The following is a 19,943-nucleotide window of genomic DNA, read 5'->3' as shown; positions in this document are numbered from 1 at the left end:
TTTTTCATTGCCACCTTCCATGTCAAACCCGGTTGCGCGCGCACGATGGTTGAAGCAGACGAAAGGACTGACGGCAGCCTCGCCTATTCAATAGTTTAGCACTAAATTGCCTCCCAATCTCCCACACTTTGGGGCAATATCTCAAGGATTCTCTTCGTGGCGGGCCTGATCCTTTCTCCTGCGCAGCAAAAAGCAGGCGAAAACGGTGAGGACTGGGAGGAGCCATCCGGTTTCCTCTCCCGGCGCCCCCCCGCCGGTCGTCACGATACGGCACCCCCCGTTCCAGTCCGTTGTAAGTGTTTGGGGAACGGAAGGTATGGGTGTTTCGGGAACGGGAGAGGTCAGCGAATTGAAAGCGTTGACCCTTCCCCCCGATGCGACTTTTCCGCTCAGGCCCTCTTTTCTGTCGACCCCTGCGATTATGAGGGATACGACCTGTGCCGGCGTCAAATCGGGATTCGACGACAGCAGGAGGCCTGCCAGCCCCGATACGAGGGGGGCTGCCATGGATGTGCCCTGCAGGTACCGCAGGTCGTTTTCGGTGCTTTCTGCGTTTGCCGTTACCCTCAGGTCGTCGAGGTACCAGCCCTCGTCCGTATTTGCGCCGTTGGTTTGAAAGAAAAAGCGGAAATAACCGGCAGAGCCATCGATCGAGCCGATGTCGATCCTGAAAAACCTCCAGGCCTCGTCCATCGCGCCGGTAATGGAATCCTCCAGGAATGATTCGGAGTCGGAAAAGACCTCAATTTTTTTGAAGAACCAGTCCTGGTTGTTTCTTGAAGTTTGCAGGAAGAGCTGATCCAGAGATTCCTCTGAGGAGCCCCGCACCGTCCCCGAGAGAACGGCCCCGGAGAGGCCGGAGAGATCTATATCCCTTTTCGCCCATGCCGCCGTGTCGTTTTCGTAGTTACCCCCCGGGCTGTCGCCCAGCGAGAAGGGGGGGGAACGGGATAGGTCCCGGGTGGTGCCCCAGGAATTGTTGTTGCCCCCCGTGGTCCAGTCGGAAATCTCCCCGTCATCGAAATCGTCGACCCAGATATTCATCCTCTTCACGTAGGTGCTCAGGATGTTTGTCCCCGGCGCCCCCACGTCGACCGACCGTGCACCGAAGTTGGAGAAGAGGGCGAGCTCGTCGTTTTGATCGGTCGCTGTTACCGATATGATATTCGGCAGATCGAAGGAAGCGGGGTAAAAAGGGGAAAGGTCGGTGTTTCTCGCCCCGTTACCCGCCGCCGCGACAAAGAGAACCCCCCCGTTACCCGCCCTCGCTATGGCCTCCCGCAAAATGGAGTCGGAACGGGGGTCGAAATTGTCTCCGCCCCAGCTTGCGTTGATTACCTTTGCACCCATCTCCGTTGCGTAGTCTATGGCGGGCGTGAGATCGATTGTCCTGAAAAAGCCTGCTGAGCCCCCCACTTTCAGCGCCATCAGCCTGAGCCTCCATCCTACCCCCGAGACCGCTTTCCCGTTGTTTCCCTCTGCGCCCGCGATTCCCGCCACGTGGGTCCCGTGACCGTCCGGGTCCATCGGATCGGGGTCGTCGTCGAAGAAGTCCCATCCCAGGACGTCGTCTATGAAACCGTTTCCGTCGTCATCGATCCCGTTTCCCGGTATCTCGCCGGCGTTTACCCACATGTTGTCTGCCAGGTCGGGGTGCCCGTAATCGATTCCCGTGTCGATGACGGCTATGACCACGTCGCTTTTCCCCGTCTCGATATCCCATGCCTCGGGTGCGTCGATGTCGGCATCGGGAGTGCCGTCGACGAAATTGACCCTCTGCCCCCTGTTGTCGAGCCCCCAGAGATGCTCGAATTCCCTGTCAGTCGGCGTGGTCTCACAGGGGTAATAGACGTAGTTCGGCTGTGCGGAATAAACCTCGGGCATGGAGCGGTATGCGGCCACCGCCGCCTCGACGCTCGTATCTTTCTTGAGCTTCACCAGCTCCATCCGGGGCGACCGGGTCCTTTTCACCGCTCTTGAGGGGGCGCGCCGGTGGGCTTGGGCCCTCATGTGAGGGGGGGTATCCTCTTTGAATGTGACGACCACCTCGCCGGGGACAAACTTCATGCTCTTGTCACGCTGTGCAAAAGATCCCCCGTCAACTTCCCCGGCCACCCCCGGGGAAGCGTAAGATGCAAAGAGGGTGGAAAAGGCCAGGAGAAAGAAGAGGGGAGCCCATCTCCGGCCATGAGGTAACGCTGCAATTGCGTGATTTTGCTGTCGGCCTTTTTTGCGCAATGGTGCAATCCCTGTATCCAGGATATCTTTACAAGATAGCAGAAATTGGGCAGCCCGTGTCGATAAAGCTTACTGTTTTTAACGGCTGCCCCGGTCCTTCGCCCGGCTATTTATCCAGGATCTCGATGAAATCGATATAGGAGACGGAGGATTCTTTCGTGTTGTCCGAATCGTTCATGATGGCTATCGTTGCCGTTTCTGGCGGGTTTTTCCCGAATGCCCGGAGGTAGTCCTGGACTATGTTCACCTCCTCCGTTATCCACTGACCCGCCTTCTGACCCCCCTCCTGGAGGAGCACCATCATCGACCTTTCGGTGTAGGCGTTCGGGATGATCTTTTCATCGTAAGATCGGTTGGCCCAGACGTAGTTGAGGCTCGTGGGGAGCGAGACGAGACCGAACAGAACCCTCTTTTTGAATATCAGGTACACCCGCACGGGGTAATCGTCTCCTCCCTTCGACCGTGCATCCCCCTTTTCGTAGACCTTTTCTATTTTCCAGCGCCACCTGGCAAATGGGTACTCGTAGACGTTGAACGTATCTTTCCACATGATCGCCGACGCAGAGCCGTCGCTCTCCAGCCTGAGAAAGGTTGTCTCTCCGTCGGTCCCTGTCGTGTAGGTCGAGTGTTTTTCGATGTTTGCGAAATGATAGGGTTTCCAGTTTGCAAGATCGTTGAAGTCATCCCTGAACCCCGTTGCCCGCGTTTCCGATCCCGAGAGTGACAGGGAGAAGGCAAGGGTCAGGAAAAGGGCGGCCAGGGCCGTGAGAACCCGCCGCCTTAGCTGGTTCGACCCCATGTCGTGAGGGGGTTGGGGCTGTTTGGCTGTTCTGAGGGAAAGCGATTCCGGGGGGGCCGAGGGGGGAAGCATCATCACGTTGCTCCTGGTCTCGTTGCTGCTGTGGCGGATCCGGGGCCGTTCAGAGAAGGGCTCCCTGGCAGGAGGAGCCGGATCCCGCAGTACAACCGAAACAGTGCTCGCCCGTTACGATCCTCCGCTCTTTCAGTGCCGGAGTCTCGAACCTGGTTATGTGGTCCGGGGCTCCATGGTCGACGCTGAGGCCAATAGCGAGGTTGAAGTCGCAATCGTAGATCCGGCCGTCCCATGCAATGCTTATCAGCTGCCTGCACATGAGACCCTCGAGGGTATCGGGGTTGAAGGCCTTCTTCAGGAGTTTCATGTAGGATTCCAGCCTGTTCTCGCGCTTGAGGCTCGTAAGATAACGGCCGATTGGCATGTTCGTGATGGTGAGCAGGCTGGTGAACTTTATCCCGTACCGCTCGCCGAGTTCCTTCCGGTAATCCTCCTCGAGGGTTTCCTGGGGAGGCGGCAGGAAGGGTCCCCCGGGGTTATAGACCAGGTTCAGCGGAAGATCCGGATCGATGCCGTATCCGATGTCGTTGAGCCGCAATAAAGCCTCGATGCTTTTGCCATAGCTTCCCCGGCCCCGCTGCGTGTCCACGTTCTCCTCGAGATAGCAGGGGAGGGAAGCGACGAGGTGGATGCCGTTTGCCCGGAAAAAATCGGGCAGGTCTTTTTTCCCCTCTTCGAACATGACGGTAAGGTTGGTCCTGACCTGAACCCCTGTTTTCATCGAATCGAGTTCGTCGACGAAACGCTCGAAGTGCGGGTTCAATTCGGGGGCGCCCCCCGTAATGTCCACGAGGGAGGGCGAGGTCTTTTTCACGGCATCGATCACCAGTCTCATGGTGCTCCAGCTCATCACCTCTCTTCTGACCGGGGATGAATGGAGGTGGCAATGGCTGCACTCCTGATTGCATAAGAGGCCCAGGTTGACCTGGATAATAGTTATGTTTTTGCTGGTCAGGCCGCCGCCGGTGACCGCCGCAATTCTCTTTTCGAATGCGTTTGGCTCCATCTGTCGCTCTCCTGAGCCGGTTCTCTCTTCTCTGCACTCCTCACACGTTCGGGGACGCAAGCCCAGACTACGCCATTTTAGTGGTCCTCGTCCTCACGCGATGTTAACAATTTTTTCACATTTTCCCGGGCCAGGGGAGGCAGGGTGACACGATCGTCAAGGACGAGGTCGCCTTCGACGGCGCTCATGTAGCGGCCCATCAGCTCCCGCAGATGCAAGAGCTGCTCTTTGAAACTCCTGCAGAAGACGCACATCGCCAGGTGGAGTCGCAAAGAAACTCTCTGCCAAAGGGTGAGCTCTCTTTCCATGGACTCCGATAGGAGCCGGGTTACGTCCTTACAGTTGATCATTCCTTCACCATGCTTACGATTTTACCCCGAACCAGTTCTCCTCGAGGCACGTTCTCATGCTCATGCGTGCCCGGTAGAGCATTACCCATAGATTAGTCGGTGTAATGTCCAGGAGCATACATATTTCGTCACTCTTTTTTCCGTCGAGTTCCCGGAGGGTGAAGAGGTCGATCTGCTTCGGGGGGAGCCCGAGCAGGCATTTTCTGAACGTTTCCCAGAACTCTTTGTTTTCCTGTATCTTTTCCGGATCAAGCTGCCACCTGCTGGGGCCTTTCTTCCACTCCCCCGATTCGTCGAAGAGGTCGGCTTGCCTGTCCTGAAGATTTTCCACCGATTCGTAAGGCCTTTCGCGTCCCGCTTTCCTGAAGTGGTCGACAATTTTGTGCTTTAAAATGCCAACGAGCCAGGTCTTGACCGATGCCTGTCCCCTGAAGCTCTCCCGTGACTTGAGCGCTCCAACAAAGGTCTCCTGGACGAGCTCCTCTGCAAGAACCGGGTCGAGGAGGCGGGAGAGGGCGAACCGGTAGAGGTAATCGCCATGTTCATCGACCCACGTTTCGGGGTCGATCTTCTCTTTCTCTTCCATGATATACCCTTCTCTTCTGCTTTCCTTCTGCGTTATTTCGGTGTACTTTCAAATGTACAAAGTCATGCGTTCCATGTCAATGGAGCCCCCCCATTTGTCCCGCGGCGGGAAGCGCAGGGAGTGGGAATGAATCTATATGGGAGAGGCCTTGCTTGTTCCGCCAGGGTCTCGGAAAAGAAGTTGAGGGGAGAATGCATATAATTTACAATATGTAGAATAAAGGGGATCGAAAACCATGAGAAAATACGTTCAGAGCACACTTATTCTCCTCGCGATAGCCCTCTTTGTTGGTGGGTACGTCTACCTCAGGCACGGAATGGGAGTCCACCGGGTCCTGGCCCGCGATGGATCGGGGAAGCAGGGAGATGCGTCGGAATATTACACCACCTATTATGGCAGGCTCCCCGACGTGCCGGTTAATGGATGCCGGGGTATCGTGCTTTTCTATCTCTCCGCTGATGGTGCGTCCCTGGTACCCGTTCCCTTTTTTATCACCGCCCCGGATAAAAGTGGTGCCCTCATTGCGGGTAAAATACTCTCGGGCCTTCCGCTGATGGCGATGTCCGAATACCTCCGCCCCTTCCATCCCGGCGGAGGAAAACTCGAGAATATATCCATAAAGGGGGACAGGGTTTCCATGAAGGTTCGGCTTCCGGGAGGCGTTTCGATGCAAAACCTTTCCCTCCTTGCCCGCTCTTTTCTCGAGGCATATTCTCAGGTGAACCCGGAGGTTTCCCGTGTGCTAATGGATGCGGGAGGGGGCCTTGTAGCCGAAGATGACCTTCTTTCACCCTGGCCCGGCCGATTGACCGTGCGGGATCCCGGGCCGCCGCGTATCCTCGATGCATTTCTCGTGGCCGATTCAGAGGGCGAGAGCCCCCGCGAGTTGAGGGTCATCTTCGACAGACCGTTGGATGTCACCTCCTTTCGGGTAGAGGGGAAGGAGGGTGAGCCCATTTCGGGACGGCTGTACCTTTCGGAGTTTTCCATGGCCGGAATATTCAGGACAGCGGGCCCCCTGGGAATCGATGCCGGAGAGAGCTTTGTCCTCACCTTCAGCGTCAACGACTTTCGGGGCAGGCACAGCGAGGTAGAGAGATCATTTATCGCAAGGGTCAGGCTCCTGGGTAGATAAAAACCCGAGGGGCCGGGGGGTTGCCAGCGTGGCGAGGGAGCCTGTCTGCAATATGGGGGTGAGGGGATGGAGATTTCTGCCGCCTTGACACGAAAGCGCCCCTCATTCGGCGCCCTTCTGACTCAATAGGAAAGACGTTTCCAACTCCACCACCCGCTCGATCTCGGCAAGCGAGAGAAGGAGGTTGAAAAATGCCGTGTTGAACTCGAACTGGGCCCGGGTGAGCCTCACCCGCGCGTCGAGAAGGTCGGTGATGGTTACGACCTTCTCCTTGTACTGGTTGTTGGTGATGCGCAGGTTTTCCTCGGCCTGTTCGATGGCGTTTTCCGTCACCTCGATCTGTCCGTTCGATATGCGGTACCTCTCCAGGGCTTTTTCGAGCTGCAGGTCGACCTCCTTTTCCAGATCCTTGAGCTCTTCCTCGCGCGCCAGCATTTCTTTCTTTTTCGCAGCCCTGTCGTGAGCGGTCCGGTAGCCCTCGAAGAGGTTCCACGACGCCAAGATCAACCCGCTCAGCTCCGTGTCGATGACAAAGAGCCCTCCCCTTCCATCGGGGGCAATGGAATCCCCGAGCCTGCGGTAGGTGAGCAGGAAGTCGACGGAAGGCCAGTACTCCCCTTCGATCGCGGCCACCTCGGATGTGTCGGCCAGAATAAGCGCCCGCAAGAACTTCAATTCGCTTCTTTTCTCGAACATCTCCTCTCTGAGGGCCCCCCTGTCGAGGACCAGCTCCGCCGGTGCGTCGGGCTTCTCCAGGATTTCATCGGGATCAAGCGGCCTCCCCATTATTCTCATGAGGGTCTCCCGGGCGGTTTTCAGGTTACTCTCCACCTGGAGCTGGGTGAAGCGGGCCGATGCAAGGTCGACCTCGACGCTCAAAAGGTCGTTTTTTGCGATCAGCCCCTCGCGGAAGCGCAGCTCCGAGTCCCTCTTTTGCCGTTCCAGAAGCTCCACCGCCTCCCGCGCCACTTCCAGGTTGCTGCTGGTCTTCAGAACATCTATGAAGGCCCTCTTTGCCTGGAAGATCACGTCCGAGGTCACGGCTTTCTCCTGATAGAGGTTCGCCTCGAAACGGTATTTCTCCTTATCGAGATTGTATTTGTCGATGAATCCCTTGAAGAGGTTGTACGATGCCTGCACAGTGAAAATGGAGGTATTCTTCGACGTGAAGAACACCTCCTCCTCCTGCCGGACAAAGGCGTACTCGACGTCGAAGGCGGGGTAGAATTCCGATCTCTGGGACTTTACCTGCTCACCCTGGGAGTCGCTCAGGAAACCGAACTGCTTTATTCTGTTGCTGTTTTCGATCGTGATGTTGACGGCTTCCTCGATTGTCAGCGACAGTGCCTGCGTGGTCCAGGTGAGGAGTATGAAGAGGTAGGCGATGGTTTTTTTCATCTCGTGCTCCTAAAGTGTCGTTACTCCCGTGGCCCGCTCTCTTTCCTCCTTTGCTCCATCCCGATGAAGAACGTGAGCAGGCTCGGAATCACAAAGACGGTGAATACCGTTGAAAGGGCGAGGCCGCCCAGGATCACGCTTCCCAGACCCCCGTAAAGCTCCGATCCGGGGCCCGGTGCTACCACGAGGGGCAGCATGCCGAAGATGCTCGTTGTGGCGCTCATGTAAATCGGCCTGAGCCTCGTCTTCACCGATTCCGTGATGGCGTCGTAGTGGTCCATGCCGTGCAGCCGGATGTTGTTCAATGCCTGGTGGACGATCAGGATGGCGTTGTTCACCACGATCCCGATGAGAATGACGAAGCCCAGCATGGTGAGAATGTCCAGGGGATGGGAGTGAAGGAAAAGGTTTATGAGCGTCAATCCGATGAACCCGCCCGCGGCGGCCAGGGGAACGGTGAACATGATCACCAGGGGGTATATGAAGTTGGCAAAGAGCGAGGACATGAGGAGATAGGTGATGACGGCAGCGAGGATGAAGTTGAACTGGAGGGCTCTCCTGGTTTCAGTCAGCTTGTCGGCTGCCCCGCTCATTCCCACTTCCACGTCTTCGAGCATCCCCCGGGCCTGCAGGGGATCGATGACTTTTTCATTGATGATCTCCATGCCCTCCTGCAGGGGGAGGGCTGGGGGCGGCGTCACCTGGAGGGTAACGGTCCTGTCCCTCTCCAGGTGCCTGACCTCGGTCATCCCGGCAGTTCGATTCAGGCTCGCAAGGGAGCTCACGGGAACCACCTTTCCTCCCGGGGTCACCATGAGAGCGCGGTAGAGGTCCTCGGGGGTCGAGATATCCTTTTCCAGCCCTCTCAGGACGAGGTCTATCTTTTTCTCTCCTTCCTTCTTGAACTCCCCCACTTTTCTGCCGTCCATCATGACATCGAGGGCCACGCCGAGCTCTTGGGCGCTCATGCCCGATGCCTTCAGGCGGTCCCTGGCCGGCACCAGCTGCACCTCCGGGTACGAGAGCTCGAGGGAGGGGATCGGCCGGATCTGGGCCTGGGGGATCTGCTGCTTGATCGACCCGAACATGGCCCCGGCGACCTGGACGACGCGTTTGATGTCGGCCGAGCTGATGTCCACGTCTATGGTCCTTGCCCTCCCGAGCCTCGTCTGGAAGATACCGGCCTGGTTGCTCACCCCGAACATCCCGGGAATTTTTGTGATAACGCCGGAAAAGAGGGGAACGAGCTCTCCCGCCCTCTGTATGTGCTCGCTCGTGGCCCCGAAGAGCATGATGGACTCCGTGCCGACGTAGAAGAGGTTTTTTATGGAAGGGAAGCCGTCGGTGTCGTGACCGATGTGAGGCTCGATGGAGCCGTGGATGTAGTTTCCAATGTCCTGCCTCTCCTCGTAAGAGAGGCCGGGCGGGGGGACGAGGATGCTGATGACCAGGTTCCTGTTGCCCTGGGGGAGATATTCCATCTTGGGGAAGAGGAGGATGGCGGTAATGATGGAGAAGGCGGTGAGGCCCAGAACCGTCGCGGCACGGGTAAAGGTGCTTTTCAGGGAGAGCCGCACGAGCCCCATTATCCAGTCGACGAGGCGGTTCCCCAGGTCGACCACCCTCTTTCCCCTGACGACCACCTTTCCTTCCGTCAGGGTAAAGAGCTGTTTCGACACCATGGGGATAACGGAGACCGACACGATCAGGCTCAGTGTCACGGCGCAGCTCACCGCTATGGCGATGTCCCGGAAGAGCTGGCCTGCCTCCTCCTTGATGAAGACGACGGGCAAAAACACCGCCACCGTGGTGAGGGTCGACGCCAGAATTGCCCCCCAAACCTCCCGGGAGCCGTCATAGGCCGCATCGAATGCCTTCTTTCCCATTTTCCTGTGGCGGTCGATGTTCTCGAGGACCACGATGGCGTTGTCAACGAGCATGCCCACGGCGAAGGAGATTCCCGCGAGGCTGATGACGTTCAGGTTTCTGCCGAAGGCGCTCATGAATATGAAGGCGCCGAAGATGCTGATGGGGATGGCCGTTGCCACCACGACCGTGGAGGAGACACTCCTCAGAAAAAGAAGGAGCACGGTTATGGCGAGGACGCCGCCGATGAGAATGTTCTGTTTCACCAGGTTGATTGCGCCCCTTATGTATGGCCTCTGATCGTAGACCCAGTCTAAGTAGACCCCCTCGGGGGACAGCTTCTTCTCGTTGAGCCAGGTTACCACCTCGTTTGCCCGGTCGGTCATCGCAAGGACATTCGTTCCCGGTTCCGGTTTTACCCCCACGGCGATGCCTTCCCTGCTGTTGTGGATCATCGCAACGGTGCGCTTCTCGTAGCCGATCGAAACCGATGCCACGTCCGACAGGAGGATCCTGTTCTGGCCGGTGGATTTGACGATGATCCTTCCGATCTCCTCGACCGTTTTGAACTCTCCCACCGTCCGTATCCGGAAGTCACGCCTCCCGACCCCCATGATGCCGGCAGAGACGTTCACGTTCTCGCTACGGAGGACGTCGATCAGGTCCGTTACCGTAAGACCATAAGAGGAGAGCCTCTCGGGACGGATGGTTATGTGCATCTCCGTTTCCGTGCCGCCCCCGATGAAGAGGTCGGCCACACCCTCGACCCTTTCCAGATGCTGCCGTACCTCGTTTTCGAAAAAAGTCCTGTATGTGCTGATCGGCCGGTCATTGTTTTCCTTCGTTTTGAGGATCATCCATATGACGGGAGACGTGGCGGCGCCGGTGGCGTTGATAATCGGCTTCTCCACGTTTTCGGGATAGGATGGGACTTCGTTCAGCTTGTTCGATACCCGGAGGAGTGCATCGTCAACGTCCGTCCCGATCTGAAAACGCAGGGTAACCGTTCCCTGGTTGTTGATCGAGGAGCTTTCCATCTCGATGAGTCCGGGAATCCCCTTGAGGACGTCCTCCTGCTCCTCCACGATGTCCCGCTCTATTTCGTAGGGGGTGGCTCCCGTCCAGACCGTGGTGACCGTAATTTCCGGCTCCGTGACCGTCGGGGTCAGCTGGTAGGGCATGCTGGAGAGCCCTATCCAGCCGAAGAGCAGCACGAAGATAACCCCCACGATGATCGTTACCGGTTTCCGTATGGAAAAACTTATGAGATCCACTTGTCTCCCCGACCCTTCAGTTTACGCCGGTAAGGCCGGCTCTTTTGCAGCATCCACCCGTTACCCTTCCGATCTATCTCACCGGGCCTGGTCGATGGCGACGTCCTGCCCGTCCCGTAACCTTTCGTTTCCTTTCACCACCACCGGCATGCCCTCACGCAGCCCCTCCCCATTCACGCCGGCCTCGAGCCCCCTGTATCCGAGCACCGTTACCGGGATCATCTGCGCTTTTGACTCGGCTACGGTGAAGACGGCGGTGGTCCCGAAAACGGTGACGATGGCATCGCGGGGCACGATGAGGGACTCAACCTTCTCCCCCTCGGGAAGACTTGCTTTCGCCTCCATACCCTCGAGGAGGGGATAGTCCGTTTTGATTCTGATCTTTACGGGAAATGTCCTCGTCGATATATCCCCCATCGGGATGATGGCGAAAACCCGGCCTGTGAATTGCCTTCCCCCCGCAGAGACCTCGACCTCCATTTTCTCCTCCACGAGGCTGATAATGCTGGAAGGAACGTCGACGACGATGTCATAGCTATTTCTCTTCGCAATCGTTGCAACCTTTACCCCGGGATCGAGCCACTCCCCCCTGTCGGCGAATTTCTTTATGACCACCCCGTCGAAGGGAGACCGGATCGTTTTTTTCTCCAGCTCGATCTTCAGCTGTTCCACCTCGTTTTCGAGGGAGGCCGTCTTTCTTTCAAACGTCAAGACCTTGAACCGGTAGTCGTCGTAGGTCTGCTCCGCTACCGATTCCTCCCGGTAGAGATTCTCTATCCTTTTGAGGTCTATCTGCGCCTTTTCGAGCTCTGTCCGCGCCTCTTCGTAGTTGGCGACCACCACCTCCATCCTCTTTTCGAGAATTTCCGAGTCCATTTTCAAGAGGGTCTGGCCCTGCTTTACCACCTGCCCCTCTTCGAACAGGACATCGTTTACGCTCCCGCTCACCTCGCTGGAGAGGTCTGACACCTGGCTGAAATAGACGCTGCCGGTAAATTCGGCGTAGGGAGAGAGCATCCCGGTTTTTACCTGCGAGACAACCACCAGTGCAGGCGGCATTCCCTTCTTCTCCTTCTCTGCCCTGGATTCGGTGAGCCCGGCTTTCGAGAGCATGGCGGCCGCTGCGAGAGCACCGGTGACGGCGAAAAGAGAGATTTTGCGTTTCCTTGACATCATTTTCCTCCTGCTGACTTCCTCGTTCTTGCTTTCCGGTTTTTCTTGAGGGTCCCGTGCATGAAGATATCGACGAAGAGGGCTATGCTTCTTTCCATCTCCTTTTTCTGCAGGTTTTTCCCGCGCAGTATCTCTTCGCTGAGGAAGTAGGAAAAGATGCTCCGTAAAAACAGCCGCGCGCCATCTTCCGGGGGGAAGCTCCTGATCGTTTCCGAATCCTGCAGCTTCTTCATGTACTCCCCGAGGATACGGACCATCTCATCAACGAAGCCGGTGTGAACGTCCCGTACCTTCTCGGGGTAGAGGTTGAGCTCCGAGAGGATGATCTTCACCAGCGACTTTCTCTCCCGCAGTGTCTCGAGAAACTGCAGGCCGATCGTATTGAGCGCCTCGGGGTACGGCATCGTTTCGAGATCGGGCCCCAGCTCCTTCAATTTTGGCAGGAAGGTGTACCGCTTCAAAACCTCTTCGAAGAGCTTTTCCTTTGAACCGAAGTGCCGGAACAGGGTGAGCTCCGTTACACCCGCTCTCGTCGATATCTCTCTCGTCGTGGCCCCGAGGTAGCCTTTTTCCGAGATGAGGCTCAGGGTTGCCCTCAAAAGCTTCTCTTTTGTATCCAGTGGCATCATAATGTAAGTATTTACTTACTATAATTGCATGTCCCTGTCAATTACTATGATACACCCCCCGTTCCCTGTGGGAAGGCAGGTGCGTGGGAGGGATTGTCCTGCCCCTTTCCGCCGGGAGGAAGCTGGCTGCAAGGGACAACGTCTTATCCAGGTTTTTACGAGATTATAAGATGACGACCCTGTTTTTTGTGGGAAAATAACAGGGGAAAACGACCGGTTTGCGCGGGGCTTGTAAGGAGGGGGTGAGCTAAACTGGAACACTTCTTTGATGACGGTCACACGGTCCTCTTCGTCTACGGGACACTCAGGACCGGTCAGCGGTATCACCCTGTCATTCAAAAGAGTGTCGTCTATCGGGAAGCGTGTGTCCTGAGAGGGTACGCCATGTTTGACGACGGGAGGGGCTACCCCCTCCTGGTGGAAGGTAAAGAGGGCGATTCGCTGGTGGGGGAGCTCCTGGTTTTGCAGGATCCCGAAGGAGAGCTCCTTCGCCGCGTCGACGAGATCGAGGGTGCCGGTGGTGAGGTACCTTACGCTTTGCGCCTCTACCGCAGAGAAAAGGTCGAGGTGAAAGACGGCATCTTCGCCTGGCTCTACGTTTACAACGGCCCTGTTGAAGAGGGCGCCAGGATGATCAGAGACTGGGTTGACGGGAAAACACCATGATCGAGGCGATTGTTTTCGATTTCGGCAACGTCATTTACCGCTTCGACAGAGAGCTGTTTCTTGCGAAGCTGGCCCCCCACACGGATATTTCCTTAGAGGAGCTCTTCACCCGCCTGTACGGCTCCGACATTCCGCGCCGGTACGAGACGGGGGCGATAACGTCCGATGAGTTTTTTCTGTTGACCTGTAATCAGTGCGGGGTGTCGATTCCACGGCATGCCTTCATCGAGGCGTTCAACAGCATGTTTACCCCCATCCCCGGCATGTCTGAGCTGATACGCTCCCTGAATGGCCGGTACCGCCTGGGACTCCTTTCCAATACCAACGAGTGGCATTTCGAACACACCATACGCAGGGCGAACGTGTTCGGCCTCTTCGAATCTGTCACGCTCTCCTACCGGGTGGGGGAGATGAAGCCGGGCGCCGGGATCTACCGTGACGCCCTCGGTCAGCTCAACCTTCCTCCTGAGCGGTGCGTCTACGTGGACGACGTGAGAGAGTATGCCCTTGCTGCCGCGGATATCGGCATGAAGGGGATTCACTTCACGACACGAGAATCGCTCATCGAATCGCTAAGAGAGATCGGCGTAACGGTTTCCGGTTGACGGTCGTGTTACTGCGGGCTGTTTCCCCCGTGGATCCCGTCGAGGATGGAGGAGACCTCATCCGGGTCCGATGACGGCTGCCTGCAGGTATAGCCCACGCAAATGTAAGCGGTGGGCTTGCCCTCCTTTCTCACCATCTGCTCCGTGAAGGGAAGGTCATTTACGACGTTACCTGTTTTCGCGTCGTCCAGGAGAATCACCGTTTTTGCGGGAAGAAAGCGGGGTCGAACCGGGGCGAGCAGGCGTCCCGTGAGCTCCTCGTCGGGGGAGCCGACGACGACGACGTGAAGGGGGGGAGAGAAGTGGCTGATGGCTGATGAGAGCAGGTAGGGCACGGATCCCGGTGCCTTCCTCGCCATGGAGCTGAAGTACCTGAGCGTTTTCCGGGCTTCTTCGACGAGCTGCCCGTCCTCCGTATACCGAGAGAGTCGGATAAGGTTCATCGCCGCCACGGAGCCCGGTGACGGCTCGACGCTGTCGTAGTCCTCTTTGACCCTGATGATAAGGTACGGGTCGTGCCCCTCTTCCGTCATGAAATAGCCCCCCATTTTTCCGTCCGAAAATCGAGAGATCGCCTCCCGGGCGAGCCTGACTGCCCAGCGAAGGTACTCCCCGTCGAGGGACGCCTCGTAGAGGTCGATCAGTCCCTGGGTCAGGAACGTGTAGTCGTCGGCCATACCCGGAACCTCCCTGCTTCCGTCGCGCCATCGCCTGTAGAGTTGCCCGGTTTCTTCGTCGTAGAGGTTTTTCCTGATGAAGGCCGCCGCCTTCACGGCCGCATCCAGGTATTTTTTTTCATCCAGGGCCTGGTGGGCGGCGGAAAGGGCCGATATGGCCAGTCCGTTCCACGAGGTGATGATCTTGTCGTCGAGGAGGGGCCGCGGTCGCCCTGACCGTGCCGCGAGGAGCTTCTCCTCCCCGTCCCGGATGATATCGGCTATCTTATCTTGTGGCACGCCGTGTTCCCCCGCCAGCTCCCTGTCCGTTCGTGCGGCATAGAGGACATTTTTCCCTGGAAACTCGCCCATGGGGTCGTAACGGACGTTCCCCTCCTCTTCCACCCCGTACCGGGAGCAGAAAATCTCCCCCCTTTCCTTCCCCAGCGCCTGGAGGATCTCCTTTTTTTCCCAGACGTAAAATGCCCCCTCCTTCAGGTGCCCGATATCGTCATGGGGAAAGCGGTCAGCGAGAAAAGGGGGGAGGCTGTCTGCGTCCTCGGCCGAGTAAAATCCGCCTCCGTCGTGGTGAAGCTCCCCCAGCAGGTAAGCGAGGGTCTTTTCCGCTACATTCGCGAAGAAGTCATCCCCGCTGAGCTGGTATGCTTCCAAATAGGTTTTTGCGAGCTGGGCGTTGTCATAGAGCATCTTCTCGAAGTGGGGCAGGTGCCACCGCTCGTCCGTCGAGTACCGGTGAAACCCCCCGCCGAGGTGGTCGAAGATTCCTCCTTCGGCCATCTTCCTGAGTGAGAAGAGGGACATATCCAGGGCGGCATTCCCCTTTTCCCCGGACCCGGGGGTGGTCATCGCGTGGACGCGGTATCTCAGGAGGAACTGATGAACCACCGGAACGGGAAATTTCGGGGCTCCGCTGAAGCCGCCGTGGCGCGGGTCGAAGGATGCGTTGATGGACTCGAAGCCGTCGTGAATCCATTTCTCCTGGAACTCACCCGCCTCTTTCGAGCCCGACAAAAATCCCCGGACGGAGGAGACGATCTCATCGGAGGAGGAGTCTATCTGCCTGCGCCTTTCGGGGTCGTTCCACGCCTTCCCGATTTCCTCGATGAGGTCGACCCAGCCGGGAGAGTTCAACCGTTGCTCCGGGGGGAAATAGGTCCCCCCGAAAAAGGGTTTGAGCTCGGGCGTGAGGAAGACGTTCAGGGGCCATCCCGCCGACCCCGTCAGGGCGGTTACGACGGTTATGTAGATTTTGTCGATGTCCGGCCTCTCCTCCCTGTCGAGCTTGATGCAGACCAGGTGCCTGTTCATCACCTCGGCGACGCCGGGGTCGGAAAAGGATTCCTTCTCCATCACGTTGCACCAGTGACAGGTGGAATACCCGATCGATAGGAGGATCGGCTTGTTTTCCCTCGCGGCCTTCCTGATCGCCTCCTCCCCCCAGGGGTGCCACTCCACGGGGTTGTAGGCGTGCTTCAGAAGGTAGGGGCTTTTTTCGTTGATGAGATTATTGGGCTTCCCATCCCTGTTTCCGCTCATTGTGCGTCCCCCCTTTTTTTATTTCGGAGCAGATATTTTTCGCAACGGTTGTACACTATTAGATGGGCCGGGGAGGGATTCGGTTCCCCGGACGCAACGGGAGGCAATGGAGAAAAAGAAAAATATTCTCATCACGGGCCCTCCGGGTGTCGGGAAGACCACGATTGCCCTGAAGGTCTGGCGTGAACTGGAAGGCCTCGCGCCGGCCGGTTTCATCACCGGCGAGATACGGGAAGGGGGCGTGCGGAAGGGTTTTTCCCTGCTCGGTCTCGACGGGAGCAGGGGGACTCTCGCCCACGTGGATATCATTAGCCCCTTCAGGGTCGGAAAGTACCGGGTAGACGTGAAAGGGTTCGATGGGTTTCTCGAAAAGCTCTCCCTGCCCGAGCAGGTATCCCCGCTTCTTATCATAGATGAGGTCGGCAAAATGGAGTGCTTTTCCCGCATCTTTACGAAACAGGTCCTCGGGATCCTCGAGGACGGGAGCAAGGTCGTCGTCGCCACCGTTGCCATGCGGGGGGCGGGGCTTATCGCCGACCTGAAGGAGAGGGACGATGTGAGCCTCTTTTCGGTGAGCAAGCGCAACAGGGATACAGTTTTTCCCCTCGTCCTTTCGGCGGTGCGTGCCGCCCTCGGTCCCCCTTAGGCGGGTTCTCTCCGGGTGTTCGTTAGTCGAGGGGATTTCCGCAGTGGAGTCGTGCCGGTTCCTCAGGATCCCTTCGGTCCCCGCATGGCCCGGAGGATTTTCTCTGCCCGCTCCCTTCCCGCGCTGTTAAGGTCCCGGTGCTCGGTCTCGAGGCCTCTTTTCAGGAACAAAACGAGTGCATCCTCGGTTTTTTTGAGAAAATGCATTTTCCACCCGTCGTCGGGCGCTTTTTCCGCCCAGAGCTTCCGGGGTCCCTCGTTTCCCCCTTCGGCGAGGTACCAGTCCTTGATGTATTCGAAGCCGGCGTTGAAGAGGAGAAAGCCGAGGGGCGTCGCGGCAGGCGGGACCTGCGCATAGAGCCCCCTCAGGGTATCCCTGTGGACGGGGTCTGTGCCCTCGTATGAAACCATGAGGTGTCCCCCCCGCGGTATGAGGCCGCCGAGGTGCCGGAAGAGTTCCCCGTCGATGGCCGCGTCGTCGAGCCTCAGGGTGGCACCCTCTCCGTCCCCCTTTCCCGTCAGGCTCACCGCCTCCGTGTAAATCAGATCCATCCACGGTTGAATTTTACCCCTGTTCCCCCAGCTGAAAATCCCTTCTATGACAGGCCTGTCGGAGAGGTTTCCCGCGGCGTCCCCGAGGTAGAGCTTTATCCCCCTCCAGCCGCTGAGCCTGAGCTGTTTCCCCTCGCCGACGTGAAGGGAGTAACCCTTCAGGCGAAACGCCTCCAGCCTTTTTTTCAGATCCCCGTCGTTTTTCATAGCGGACAGACCATCTCTTTCAGCTCTCTGTTGAAGACCCGGTCGTTTTCCCCGTAATCGATGGGGGATTCGATGAGGTGGATTCCCTCCTCGTTCAGGCACCGGGAAAGGAGGGGACCCAATTCGGCGGTTTTTTCGATGCGGTGTCCCCGTGCGCCGTAACTTTCGGCGTATTTGACGAAATCGGGGTTCCCGAAAAAGAGTCCGAAATCCTCGAAGCCCATCCCCCGCTGCTTCCAGTGGATCATTCCGTAACCGTTGTCGTTTAAGAGGAGAATGACGAGGTTCAGCTTCATCCTCACCGCGGTTTCCAGCTCCTGGGAGTTCATCATGAACCCCCCGTCCCCGACGATTGCCAGGATCTTCCGGCCGGGGTGGACCAGGCGTGTGGCCATTGCAGCGGGCAGCCCGCCCCCCATCGAGGCCAGCGCGTTGTCCAGGATGAGCGTGTTCGGCTGGCTGGCCTTGTAGTTCCTGGCAAACCAGATTTTGTACATCCCGTTGTCCAGGACCACGATCCCGTTGTCGGGCATCACCTCCCGCACGTCGGCCACGATTCTCTGGGGCAGGGGAGGGAACCCTTCGTCGGAGGCTTTTTCCTCGATGTGGCTCTCGAGCAGACCCTTTATCCTCAGGAAGTAGGAAAAATCCCAGTGTTCCTGTTTCTCGATCGCCTCTTTCAGCTGCCAGATTGCGTTTGCAACGTCACCCACCACCTCGAGCTGGGGAAAGTAGATCTCGTTGACCCGTGCGGAGAAAAAGTTGACGTGGATGACCTCCGTGCCGCTCTGGTGCATGATGAAGGGCGGTTTTTCGACGATGTCGTGGCACACGTTGATGATCAGATCCGCCCGGTCGATGGCGCAGTGTATGAAGTCGTCGTCGGAGAGGGCCGCCGTTCCGAGAAAGAGAGGGTGGGTCTCATCGATGACGCCCTTACCCATCTGGGTGTTCAAAAAGGGTATTCCTGTCTTCTCCACGAACCCCATGAGCATGTTCGATATCATCCTCCTGTTCGCCCCTGCGCCGATCAGCAGGAGGGGATGCTCTGCCCCCTCGATCATGGCGACGGCCTGGGCCGAGGCCTTGGCGTCCGCTGCGGGCCTTCTTGCGGCCCGAACGGCCAGGGGGCGCGCGTCTGCCGACTCGGTTGAGATATCCTCGGGAAGCTCGAGGTGGACGGCGCCGGGCCTCTCCTCTTCCGCGCTCCGGAATGCTTCCCGCACGAGGGCCGGGATAGCGTTTCCGCTTATGATCTGCTTGTTGAACTTGGTCACGGGATTCATCATCTCGATGGTGTCAACGATCTGAAAGTCCCCCTGCTTGCTCTTCTTCACGGGCTTCTGGCCCGTTATCATGAGCATGGGGATCCCTGCGAGCTGCGCGAAGGCAGCCGCCGTCAGGAAGTTCGTCGCCCCGGGACCCACCGTGGAGAGGCAGACCCCCGTCTGACCCGTGAGCCTCCCCCAGGTTGCCGCCATGAAGCCGGCTGCCTGCTCGTGGCGCGTGACGATGAACTCTATGCGGGATTTTCTCAAAGACTCCATGAAATCCAGGTTCTCTTCGCCCGGGACGCCGAAGATGTATCGCACCCCTTCGTTCTCCAGCGCCTCGACGAAGAGGTCGGATGCTTTTACCCTGTGCAATGTATCAGGCATACCCCATACCGTGAGTAGTGTGCGCTTTTTGTGTATCTCCTTATTTTGATTACTTTTTCCCGAATCTGTTTCAACATCGGCACATTTGCCCTTTTTANNGTGGCGAATGTTGACCCTTTTTTGAAAAGGAGATACCCTACGGTTGCCGGCGAAAATGCGCCGAACGCCCTGCCTGCCGCCGTGGCGGGCACGGTACTCGAGAGGGAGGCTGTGACATGACCTACGATGAGAGGCTGGAGAGGGTTTCGTTGCTTTCCCGCGCTCTCGAGAAAAACCGTGATACGCTCGTTTCGATGGCAGTCAGAAGTCTCCGGTTTACCGCCAGCGACTGCATGAACGAGGTCGATGTCACCGTCGAACGCCTGAGGATGTACGACGGGGCGAGGGCATTTCTCGAGGGCAGGGTCCCCCTTGCGGGGCCGGGGTCGCGCGTGGCCCTCATGCTGTCGTACAACGGCAGCGCCTGGCTGAACACGGCCATAACCTCCCTGTACATGGTCGGGAACAGGGTTACCGTGAAGTTTTCCTCGAGGGGCTCAGATATCATGGGTCTTACGGAATCGATGTACCGGCCCATTTTCGGGGATGATATCACCTTCTACGGGGGGAGCGGCAGATCCTTCATCGAAGGTTCCCTGAAAGACCCCGATATCTCCTCCATCGCGGTTTTCGGATACGACGAGAACATGCTCCCTTACCGGGAAGCGGTCGAAAGGAGGGGGAAAAAATTCATCTTCGAGGGGCCGGGGCAGGACCCCTTCATCGTATTTTCCGATGCCGACCTCTCCCTTGCCCTCGGCGACCTCATGACGTCGAAGTTTTCCTATTCGGGCCAGACCTGCACCGCACCGAAGAGAATATTCATTCA

At 57.8% G+C, this 19,943-nt stretch carries 17 protein-coding genes; 5 read left to right on the top strand and 12 right to left on the bottom strand.

Annotated features, from left to right (window positions below):
• Positions 1-141: 141 nt before the first annotated feature.
• From GTN70_05800 to GTN70_05780, 5 genes are all read right to left on the bottom strand, one after another.
• The gene (locus GTN70_05800) at positions 142-2,238 is read right to left on the bottom strand and encodes a S8 family serine peptidase (protein ID NIO16498.1); all 2,097 of its coding nucleotides are present in this window, start codon (positions 2,236-2,238) and stop codon (positions 142-144) included.
• A gap of 106 nt (positions 2,239-2,344) precedes the next feature.
• Entirely contained in the window at positions 2,345-3,112 is a 768-nt protein-coding gene (locus GTN70_05795) for a DUF3047 domain-containing protein (protein ID NIO16497.1), read from the bottom strand.
• Positions 3,113-3,158: 46 nt separating this feature from the next.
• The gene (locus GTN70_05790) at positions 3,159-4,118 is read right to left on the bottom strand and encodes a radical SAM/Cys-rich domain protein (GenBank protein ID NIO16496.1); all 960 of its coding nucleotides are present in this window, start codon (positions 4,116-4,118) and stop codon (positions 3,159-3,161) included.
• A gap of 77 nt (positions 4,119-4,195) precedes the next feature.
• Complete coding sequence (locus tag GTN70_05785) at positions 4,196-4,468, bottom strand: hypothetical protein (protein NIO16495.1); 273 nt, start codon at positions 4,466-4,468, stop codon at positions 4,196-4,198.
• A gap of 13 nt (positions 4,469-4,481) precedes the next feature.
• Entirely contained in the window at positions 4,482-5,054 is a 573-nt protein-coding gene (locus tag GTN70_05780) for a sigma-70 family RNA polymerase sigma factor (GenBank protein ID NIO16494.1), read from the bottom strand.
• Positions 5,055-5,289: 235 nt separating this feature from the next.
• Between GTN70_05780 and GTN70_05775 the strand changes: the two genes are divergently transcribed.
• Positions 5,290-6,189 carry a hypothetical protein gene (locus GTN70_05775; protein ID NIO16493.1) on the top strand — a complete coding sequence of 300 codons (900 nt, stop codon included), beginning with the start codon at positions 5,290-5,292 and terminating at the stop codon, positions 6,187-6,189.
• A gap of 102 nt (positions 6,190-6,291) precedes the next feature.
• On the opposite strand, the gene GTN70_05770 is transcribed toward GTN70_05775, so the two are convergent.
• The 4 genes from GTN70_05770 to GTN70_05755 all read right to left on the bottom strand — a co-directional run bounded on the left by GTN70_05770 (position 6,292) and on the right by GTN70_05755 (position 12,499).
• Complete coding sequence (locus tag GTN70_05770) at positions 6,292-7,587, bottom strand: TolC family protein (protein NIO16492.1); 1,296 nt, start codon at positions 7,585-7,587, stop codon at positions 6,292-6,294.
• A 20-nt stretch (positions 7,588-7,607) separates the two neighbouring features.
• A complete protein-coding gene (locus GTN70_05765) occupies positions 7,608-10,727 on the bottom strand; it encodes an MMPL family transporter (protein NIO16491.1) in 3,120 nt (1,039 codons plus the stop codon).
• A 78-nt stretch (positions 10,728-10,805) separates the two neighbouring features.
• Entirely contained in the window at positions 10,806-11,900 is a 1,095-nt protein-coding gene (locus GTN70_05760) for an efflux RND transporter periplasmic adaptor subunit (GenBank protein ID NIO16490.1), read from the bottom strand.
• Entirely contained in the window at positions 11,900-12,499 is a 600-nt protein-coding gene (locus GTN70_05755; GenBank protein NIO16489.1) for a TetR family transcriptional regulator, read from the bottom strand. Before GTN70_05755 ends, GTN70_05760 begins: the two co-directional genes overlap by 1 nt.
• A gap of 282 nt (positions 12,500-12,781) precedes the next feature.
• Between GTN70_05755 and GTN70_05750 the strand changes: the two genes are divergently transcribed.
• Positions 12,782-13,195, top strand: coding sequence for a hypothetical protein (locus tag GTN70_05750; GenBank protein NIO16488.1), 414 nt, complete (start codon positions 12,782-12,784; stop codon positions 13,193-13,195).
• Positions 13,192-13,800 (top strand): HAD-IA family hydrolase, encoded by a 609-nt coding sequence (locus GTN70_05745; GenBank protein NIO16487.1) that lies wholly within the window; start codon positions 13,192-13,194, stop codon positions 13,798-13,800. Before GTN70_05750 ends, GTN70_05745 begins: the two co-directional genes overlap by 4 nt.
• A gap of 8 nt (positions 13,801-13,808) precedes the next feature.
• On the opposite strand, the gene GTN70_05740 is transcribed toward GTN70_05745, so the two are convergent.
• Entirely contained in the window at positions 13,809-16,013 is a 2,205-nt protein-coding gene (locus GTN70_05740; protein ID NIO16486.1) for a DUF255 domain-containing protein, read from the bottom strand.
• A gap of 106 nt (positions 16,014-16,119) precedes the next feature.
• Here GTN70_05740 and GTN70_05735 point away from each other — a divergent pair, with 106 nt between their 5' ends.
• Complete coding sequence (locus GTN70_05735) at positions 16,120-16,659, top strand: AAA family ATPase (GenBank protein NIO16485.1); 540 nt, start codon at positions 16,120-16,122, stop codon at positions 16,657-16,659.
• Positions 16,660-16,721: 62 nt separating this feature from the next.
• Here the strand turns inward: GTN70_05735 and GTN70_05730 are convergent, their stop codons facing one another.
• Both GTN70_05730 and GTN70_05725 read right to left on the bottom strand, forming a co-directional pair.
• Complete coding sequence (locus GTN70_05730) at positions 16,722-17,417, bottom strand: DUF1122 domain-containing protein (protein NIO16484.1); 696 nt, start codon at positions 17,415-17,417, stop codon at positions 16,722-16,724.
• Positions 17,414-19,075: an acetolactate synthase large subunit gene (locus GTN70_05725; protein ID NIO16483.1), complete on the bottom strand. Its 1,662-nt coding sequence runs from the start codon at positions 19,073-19,075 to the stop codon at positions 17,414-17,416. The genes GTN70_05730 and GTN70_05725 overlap by 4 nt, the downstream gene beginning before the upstream one ends.
• Before the next feature lie 215 nt (positions 19,076-19,290).
• Between GTN70_05725 and GTN70_05720 the strand changes: the two genes are divergently transcribed.
• On the top strand, positions 19,291-19,943 hold a 653-nt coding region (locus GTN70_05720; protein ID NIO16482.1), incomplete at its 3' end, for an aldehyde dehydrogenase family protein.

Source organism: Deltaproteobacteria bacterium, from assembly GCA_011773515.1.
Lineage (GTDB): Bacteria > Desulfobacterota > Deferrimicrobia > J040 > J040 > WVXK01.
The sequence above is the reverse complement of the archived record's forward strand: the minus strand, read 5'-3'. Positions and strand labels throughout refer to the sequence as shown.